Source organism: Amycolatopsis sp. NPDC004169 (genome assembly GCF_040610315.1).
GTDB lineage: Bacteria > Actinomycetota > Actinomycetes > Mycobacteriales > Pseudonocardiaceae > Amycolatopsis.
In genome coordinates, this window is record NZ_JBEXMD010000057.1 from 50,169 (window position 1) to 57,410 (window position 7,242).

General features: G+C 66.0%; 11 protein-coding genes. 6 read left to right on the top strand and 5 right to left on the bottom strand.

Features of this window, described 5'->3' with window-relative positions:
* Positions 1-27: 27 nt before the first annotated feature.
* The 3 genes from ABZX11_RS43540 to ABZX11_RS43550 form a co-directional block, all read right to left on the bottom strand.
* The gene (locus tag ABZX11_RS43540) at positions 28-402 is read right to left on the bottom strand and encodes a hypothetical protein (protein ID WP_354924490.1); all 375 of its coding nucleotides are present in this window, start codon (positions 400-402) and stop codon (positions 28-30) included.
* Positions 351-548 (bottom strand): transposase, encoded by a 198-nt coding sequence (locus ABZX11_RS43545; protein WP_354924492.1) that lies wholly within the window; start codon positions 546-548, stop codon positions 351-353. Before ABZX11_RS43545 ends, ABZX11_RS43540 begins: the two co-directional genes overlap by 52 nt.
* Before the next feature lie 199 nt (positions 549-747).
* Positions 748-1,329: a TetR/AcrR family transcriptional regulator gene (locus ABZX11_RS43550; RefSeq protein WP_354924494.1), complete on the bottom strand. Its 582-nt coding sequence runs from the start codon at positions 1,327-1,329 to the stop codon at positions 748-750.
* A gap of 168 nt (positions 1,330-1,497) precedes the next feature.
* On the opposite strand from ABZX11_RS43550, the gene ABZX11_RS43555 reads away from it, so the two are divergent.
* From ABZX11_RS43555 to ABZX11_RS43575, 5 genes are all read left to right on the top strand, one after another.
* The gene (locus ABZX11_RS43555; RefSeq protein ID WP_354924496.1) at positions 1,498-2,241 is read left to right on the top strand and encodes an SDR family oxidoreductase; all 744 of its coding nucleotides are present in this window, start codon (positions 1,498-1,500) and stop codon (positions 2,239-2,241) included.
* A 22-nt stretch (positions 2,242-2,263) separates the two neighbouring features.
* Complete coding sequence (locus ABZX11_RS43560; RefSeq protein WP_354924498.1) at positions 2,264-2,449, top strand: hypothetical protein; 186 nt, start codon at positions 2,264-2,266, stop codon at positions 2,447-2,449.
* A 23-nt stretch (positions 2,450-2,472) separates the two neighbouring features.
* A complete protein-coding gene (locus ABZX11_RS43565) occupies positions 2,473-2,829 on the top strand; it encodes a hypothetical protein (protein ID WP_354924500.1) in 357 nt (118 codons plus the stop codon).
* A complete protein-coding gene (locus tag ABZX11_RS43570; protein WP_354924502.1) occupies positions 2,826-3,740 on the top strand; it encodes an NAD(P)-dependent oxidoreductase in 915 nt (304 codons plus the stop codon). The genes ABZX11_RS43565 and ABZX11_RS43570 overlap by 4 nt, the downstream gene beginning before the upstream one ends.
* A 601-nt stretch (positions 3,741-4,341) precedes the next feature.
* Positions 4,342-5,091 carry a DUF4231 domain-containing protein gene (locus tag ABZX11_RS43575; RefSeq protein WP_354924504.1) on the top strand — a complete coding sequence of 250 codons (750 nt, stop codon included), beginning with the start codon at positions 4,342-4,344 and terminating at the stop codon, positions 5,089-5,091.
* Between the two features lie 136 nt (positions 5,092-5,227).
* On the opposite strand, the gene ABZX11_RS43580 is transcribed toward ABZX11_RS43575, so the two are convergent.
* Positions 5,228-6,025 (bottom strand): hypothetical protein, encoded by a 798-nt coding sequence (locus tag ABZX11_RS43580; protein ID WP_354924506.1) that lies wholly within the window; start codon positions 6,023-6,025, stop codon positions 5,228-5,230.
* Between the two features lie 356 nt (positions 6,026-6,381).
* Between ABZX11_RS43580 and ABZX11_RS43585 the strand changes: the two genes are divergently transcribed.
* Entirely contained in the window at positions 6,382-6,573 is a 192-nt protein-coding gene (locus ABZX11_RS43585) for a hypothetical protein (RefSeq protein ID WP_354924507.1), read from the top strand.
* A 225-nt stretch (positions 6,574-6,798) separates the two neighbouring features.
* Here the strand turns inward: ABZX11_RS43585 and ABZX11_RS43590 are convergent.
* Positions 6,799-7,242: catalase-related domain-containing protein (locus ABZX11_RS43590; protein ID WP_354924509.1), on the bottom strand; the 444-nt coding region annotated here is incomplete at its 5' end.

Sequence of the window (7,242 nt, forward strand, 5' to 3'; positions counted from 1 at the left end):
CTTCCGGCGGCCCACGATCTTCCGCACTCAGCCGATATCGTCGATCTCCACGCCGACCGCCCTACCGCCGTCGTGCCCAGCCTTGGCGACGACGGTGCCGGAGACCTGCCCAGATCGGATGCTGCGCGCCCGGACCGCGGCTACCTCGCCCGCGATGTCGTCGATTTCGGCCCGACCGACGACGTACGGGCCCGACGCACGGCGGTGCTCTCCCTTGAACGTCAGCCGCTGACCGTACGAGGCCTCGAGGAGCTTCCGCAGTGCGTCGGTCGTCTCCAACAGCGACGTGTTCGAGACGGTCACTCCCTCGATCTCCTGCGCGTATGGAGCGAGCGATGCCCACAATGCCGTCAGGTCGTACTTGAACTTCTCCGCGACCGCGAAGTCGGCGGGATCCCGCACCGATACCGGTAAATGATCCCCTCCGCCATCGCCCGCGCATCCGAGAACGGACGACCACGCCTACCGGTCCGGACCGGAAGCAAGTCCTCGATCAACGCCCACTGAGCATCGGAGAGCAACTGAAACCGCGACACGACCAGCAGCATCCCAGCAACCAGCCGGAACCTTTGTCAGACACGCCCTAGGGCCTGTTTTGAACGTGCCGACCAGGGCGAGACCGAGATGGGTCAGACCGGCAGCTGGTCGACCGGGCCGCCGACGAGGCCCGCGTTCACCGAGCAGCGTGCCGTTCGTCTCGAAGCGAGTCTGCCGTCGTTGCCGGGCGGTAGGTCCGATGTCGCCGCCCTAAGACCTCGGTCCCATTCCGGCCAGCAGGGCTTCGAATACGCGATCGACATAGTCGTGGGTCACGGGTTCCTGGGTGATCAGGAACGTGAAGTACAGGGGACCGGACAGGATCGCCATCGCCAGGGTGAGGTCGAAGTCGGGCGAGATCTGTCCCTGGTGCTTGGCTGCCTGAAGGCGGGCGATGGTTTTTTCCGTCTGGGGAAGGATGAAGCGCTCGTTGAGGCCGGCGGCGACCGCGGGATCGTGCTGAGCCTCACCCACGAGGGCTCGGTAGAGCGGGCCCCAGGGTGGTGTGCCCAGCAGGTCGACTGCCCCGTGGGTCTGCCGGCGCAGGTCGGCCAGGACGTCGCCGGTGTCGGGAAAGTCGAGCACGGGCTCGTTCACCGTCAGCAGCGAGTCCAGGAATAGCAGGCCTTTCGAGGGCCAGCGACGGTAGATCGTGTGCTTGCCGACGCCGGCACGGGCCGCGACTGCCTCGATGCTCAGCTTGGCGTAGCCGGCTTCCTCGGCCAAGTCCAGCGTGGCTCGCATGATCGTTTCGGATCGGTCATCGGCGCGAGTTGTGCGGTGGTCGGTCATACCATCACCTTACGGCACGGCACGTGCCGTGTTGACAAGTGGCCATCGTCTGTCCATTCTGTTCGAAGAACGGCACGATCCGTGCCGTGCCGCAATGGCGGAGAGGAGCTTGACCATGAACCGGGCCACAGGCGGTCACAGCCGAGCGGGAGGCGGTGTCTGGTGGGCATGACGAACACGGAACAGACCACGGTGCTGATCACCGGAGGCAACAAGGGACTCGGTCTCGAGGCGGCCCGCAGGCTCGGCGAGCTGGGCTGGACGGTCTTCCTCGGCTCGCGCGATGAAGGTCGCGGGCAGGAGGCGGTCGACAAGCTGGCCGCCGGCGGCGCGAAGGCGGTCCTGGTCCCGCTGGACGTGACCTCGGACGAGTCGGTCGCCGACGCCGTACGGCTGGTCCGGAAGCACACCGACCGGCTGGACGTGCTGATCAACAACGCCGGCGCGCCGGGCGGGGCCGTCCACCCCGCGGATGCCACGGCCGAGGAGATCCACTCCGTCTACGACACCAACGTGTACGGGCCCGTCCGGGTCACGCACGCGTTCCTGCCCCTGCTGCAGGCGGCCGATCAGCCGCGGGTGGTGATGGTGTCCAGCGGCGTCGGTTCCTTCGCGGTCGTGACCGACCCGGACCAGACCGCTTCGAAGCTGCACGAGCTCGCCTACAGCTCGTCCAAGGCGGCGTTGAACATGCTCACCGTCCGGTACGCCCAGGCGTTCCCGGACATCAAGTTCAACGCCGTCACACCCGGCGAGGTGGCCAACCGCAAGTTCGCCGCCACGGACATGAACAACCACATGGGCCAGCTGACGGTCACCGAGGGCACCGACCCGTTCATCAAGCTCGCGACGCTCGACGCCGACGGACCGACCGGAATCTTCGTCGACCGCCTCGGCCCCGTGGCGTGGTAACCACCTCCGCTGAAGGAAAGACATGAACAGCAAGATTTGGTTCGTCGCCGGTTCTTCCCGCGGTCTCGGTCGCGAGTTCGTCGAGGCCGCCCTGGCCCGCGGTGACCAGGTGGCCGCGACCACCAGGAAGGCCGGCAGCCTCGACGATCTGGTCGCTGAATACGTCGAGACGGCGTCCTTCCGCGGCAGAAGCGGGCATCGAGAATGAGGAACAAACCCAGCTTTCCGGTCATGGCCGGTGTGCTGCTCAGCGCGGCCAGCATGCTGCTGTTCGGATTGTGGGCGCTGCTCTCGCCCGCCGGCTTCATCGACTACGTGAACTATCGTCCGGTGAACGAGCACCTGGCGCACGACGCCGGTGCGTTCCAGATCGGCCTCGGCGCCGCCCTGATCTTCTCCCTGGTCTGGTCGGACGCGATCGTCGTCGCACTGGCCGGGTTCGTCGTCGCCAGCGGCCTGCACACCATGACGCACTTCATCGACCGGCACCTGGGCGGCCACGGCACCGACGTCCCGATCCTCGGTGTCATCACCCTGGTCGCGCTGGCCACCGTTTTCCTACGTGTACGAAAGAAGGAAACATCATGAGAGTTCTCCTCGCCGGAGCTACCGGCGCCATCGGTGGCCCGCTGGTGGCGGCCTTGCGTGCCGCGGGGCACGAGGTCCTCGCCCTCACCAGGAAATCGACGGTCCAGGTGCCCGGCGCCCGCGTGGTGGTCGCCGACGTGCTCGACCGGGACGCCCTGATGCGCGCGGTGGATGGGATCTCGGCCGACGTGGTGATCCACGAGCTCACCGCGCTCAGCAAGCCGCCCGCCAAGTACGCGGACATGGAGGTGACCAACACGCTGCGCACGACCGGCACCGCTCACCTGATCGAGGTCGCACGAGCGGTCGGCGCCCGCCGCTTCCTCACCCAGTCGATGGTGCCCGGCTACGGGTACATCGACCACGGCCCCCGCCTGCTGACCGAACAGGACCCGTTCGGTCAGCCACGTGGCAACAAGGCCGATCCCGTGGTGGCCGCCATGCACTCGAACGAACAGCGGGCGTTCACTGCCGACGGCATCGAGGGCATTGCCCTGCGCTACGGCGCCTTCTACGGGTTGACCGGCTCGCAGGGCCTCATCGTCGCGCTGCGCGCCGGCAAGCTGCCCGTGCCCAGGGACGGCGGCAGGGTCATGTCGTGGATCCACCTGGCCGACGCCGCCGCGGCCACGGTGGCCGCCATGGAGAAGGGGGTGGCGGGCCAGGCGTACAACATCGTCGACGACGAGCCCGTCACCTGGGGCCAGATGATCACCGAACACGCCAGGGTCGCCGGGACCAAGCCGCCGCGGCGCCTACCCGACTGGGTGATCCGGCTGGCCGCACCGTACTTCGCCGCTCTCATGATCGACACCACCCTGCGGGTGTCGAACGCCAAAGCCAGAACCGAACTGGGCTGGACACCCACGTTCCCCACATATCGCGAAGGTATCGACACCCTTCGCGGCTGACGCACCCAGCGATGCACCCGTCGACGCGCAGCGGCGCCGGGTGCATCGCTCACACTGACGGAGTAAACGCGGAAGGCTGGGGACGTCCGCTCATGCGCACAGCGATCATCGGGAGTTCAGCGTCCGACAGCTTACAGCGCTACTACCAGTTCGGCTCTTGGTTCGGGCAGGTGAACCAGCGTGCTGCCGCCAGAGTCCTGCGGTCATTGCGGCCGGTTCCACAGGATTGCCCTCCAGGAATCCACGAACCTGCGAGGTTCCGTCCAGCTCGTACTCATACGCCCACTCCGGGCCCTCCCGGAGTCGGCCGCCGTCGGCCTTGGCCAGCAACGGGGCGATCCAGTCCGGCACACGGGAGGAGCCGCGCACAGCCATGGCAGCCTCCCTCGGCTGGCCTAACTCTACTGTGTTTGCGCTGGTCAACACCCTGACCGGTGACAGCCGGTACGAGGACGGGCGCTCAGCGCTGCAGGCGCGGTCACCGCAGGGTGACCTTGACGGGCTCGGCTTGACCGGGAGTGCAGGGTCTCGCAGTATACGAACAAGTGTTCGATAAGTTCGGGTTCGTTTGCGGCTTCTCCTCGTGGGGCGCCTCCGGTGCGTGGTGGTGGTGCCGGAAGCGGTCGCGGGACTCGCGGCGATCTCGGGCGTTCGCACGGCTGCGCAGCTCGGCGTGTCGAGCCTCGACGCTTCGGCGTCCGCCGGGTCCCTGCCGGTGGCGCCGGCGCTGGCCAGGTGGGCATCTGTCGCGGCTCGTCCTGCCTTCGAGTTGGCTCCGTGCAGGTCACAAATTGTCGACGATGCTTCAGGCGTTGAAACGCAGCGGCAGGGGAAGGTGACTTGTCGGACGGAGGTGGTGTCGTTGACCAAGGAGTCGGCAGCCGTAGTCGTCGGCGGGGCGGAGCCGCATTGGATCGAAGATGCCGCCGGGGACGAGCCTGTGGTCCCGGCTCCGGTGATGGCGAAATGGCGGTGGTACCGCCTTCACGCGACGCGGGCGTGCCGGTCGTCACACCGCAGCGAGGTGCTCAACCTCGTCCTGGCGGCGCTGACGCCCGCGGTCACCCTCGTCGTGAACCAGCCGGTCGCTGGGGCCACGGTAGGTACTGCGGCGGTCATCGTGGCCGGCATTCGCAGTACGTATCGCTGGCAGGAGAACTGGATCTCTCGCAGCCGGGCCCGCTACGCCATCGAACGCCAGATCGCACACTTCAAGCACCGCGTCGCGCCCTATGACAACGCTGACGCGGAAGCCGTACTGGTCAAGGCGGTGGAAGACATCGCGGAGGCAGAGGGGCACGCTTGGGAAAACAACCGGCGCTCATCTTCACGTCCTTCTGCCAACATCTGAACGACCGGCTCGCGGCACGAGAGTGTGTTCACTGCATCGCGGCGAGCACGCGCGCCGGCAGGTGCGCACTTCGTCAAGTTCACAGCCGCAGGACCGTCAAGATTGTCACAGAAGGTCACGCGATTCTGGACGCCCCTCAGGCTTTCGGCGGGTTCGCGTTTATCGCAACTTCGGCTCTCGCCGCAAGGATCCCGTAGCCATGCAGGGAGCGAGCCGTGTCGCACCAGAGCTGCAGGTGGGGTTGAACGATCGCGTAAAGGTCGTCGCCGATCATTCGTAGGGTTCTGGCGACTGGTTCGAGCTCGGTGCACATCGAGACGGCTCGCTGAAGCGGAACCTCGATCGCATTGCCGAGAGAGTAGCTAGGGTTTTCAGGATCACCTTCAGCGATAATCTTATCCATGATCGCTAAAGGGTCGACCGGGCGAATCGGACGCGGAATGCGCTGCTGTCGATGAAAGTGGGCCATGAAGTAGCCGCGCTCCCATGCGACTTTCGACAAGAACGCGATTGCTTCACGGAGATTCATATTGTCGGGCAATGATTGAATATGCTGTAGATCTGTCCCTTCGAGCAAGATATCTGTGTGCTGGTAGGCAATCGCATCGATGACAGGCCACATGCCTTGAGGGATGAGGGCGAGCTGTGCTTGCATGTTCCCGACCCGCTCGAGATAGAGTTCGAATTCGATGAGAAACGTCTTGACTGGTAGTACTATGTGGTCGAGCAGTCCATCCTGCGGATCGGGCGTGGTCGTCACGTTCAAGTCTCCGCTGATGGTGCCGACCTGTATAGCGGTTGTGAACTGCCCGTACATCTTGTTCAGAGTGAACGGCTGACCGGCTGACTGATCACCCTGCTGAGCTGGACCCTCACAACTGTTCGTAGCGCTGGGGTCGAGCGAGGCTTTGTCCTCGGATTCCCGCTTCGTCATGGTAGACATTAAACCGGAGCCGACAACCTCTCCGCCGCTACTGCTACAAAGAAAACCGAATAGACCGAGTGTTCGGGAGATTTTCGCGCAAATTGCACGAGCCGCGACGATAGGGCAGGTCGCGGTCGTCGATCGACCACATGACCGTGCTCGGTATGCGGGTGGTCCAGGGGGTGTGCTGATGTCGACGCGGTTCCGGCGGGGGTCAAGCGGGAAGAGCCGAGTGGCGTAGGCGACTGCCGAGCACTGTGCGCCGACTCGCCGACACCGAGGCCCAGATGCTCGCGGTTCTCGACCAGCTTGGCCGGGCCGCCTTCCGGTGTGCAGGGTGCGGTGGACAGTGCCACTCTGGGATCATGACGCACCACTTGCTCGTCCACGCCTTGACGATGGCGCAGGAGCTCGAAGCCAAGGGCTTCCTCGGCACTGTCGGCAAGATCGCCGCGGCTACCGTGGTCTTCTTCATCGCGATCGGGTTGGTCATCGGTCTGTTGCTCGGCTACTTCATCGGCCGCTCGGTCGGCCGGCGGCAGGGACCGCGCGCCTGAGGCTCGCCCGGCCGCAGCGGCGAAAGGGCTCAGACGCGCATTGCTCAGCCGGTGCGGCGAGGTGCCTGCGCCCGCAAGCCGCCGTCGCCTCCTGCCGGGGGCCCGGCGCCAACCGGGGCCGCCCGACATCACGGCTCGCAAGGGCGTGAGTCCGCGCCACCGCGGACTCACGCCATTGCCCGCTGCTGCTCCTCGACCCGTTCCGGAGTGGTGGCCGGTAGGGGGTCAGGCCTTGCGTTGCATGCTCGACCGGGCCGGGTTGCCCTGGTCGGCGGCTTTGGGGTCCTTTTCCTCCTGTTTGGTCCGGACGCCGGCTTCGATTCGGTCGCCAAGTTCCTTGTCCACGTTGTGCCAGTAGTCGAACGCGCGCTCCAGGACCGGCTCGGACACGCCGTTGAGCAGGTGGCCGACGATGTTGTCGACCAGCCGGGCACGCTGGTCGTCGTCGAGGACCTCGCGGACCATCGTCCCGGCCTGGCTCCAGTCGTCGTTGTCCTCGCGCAGTATGTACGCCGTGCGGACCATGTCGCCGTCGGTGTGCCAGCCCGCCGGTTGCCCGTACTTGTGCACGGGTGCGACGGGGGCGTTGACCGGCAGCTGCTTGTAGTTCGCGCCGATCCGGTATCGGTGCGCGTCGGGGTAGGAGAACAGGCGGCCGAGCAGCATCTT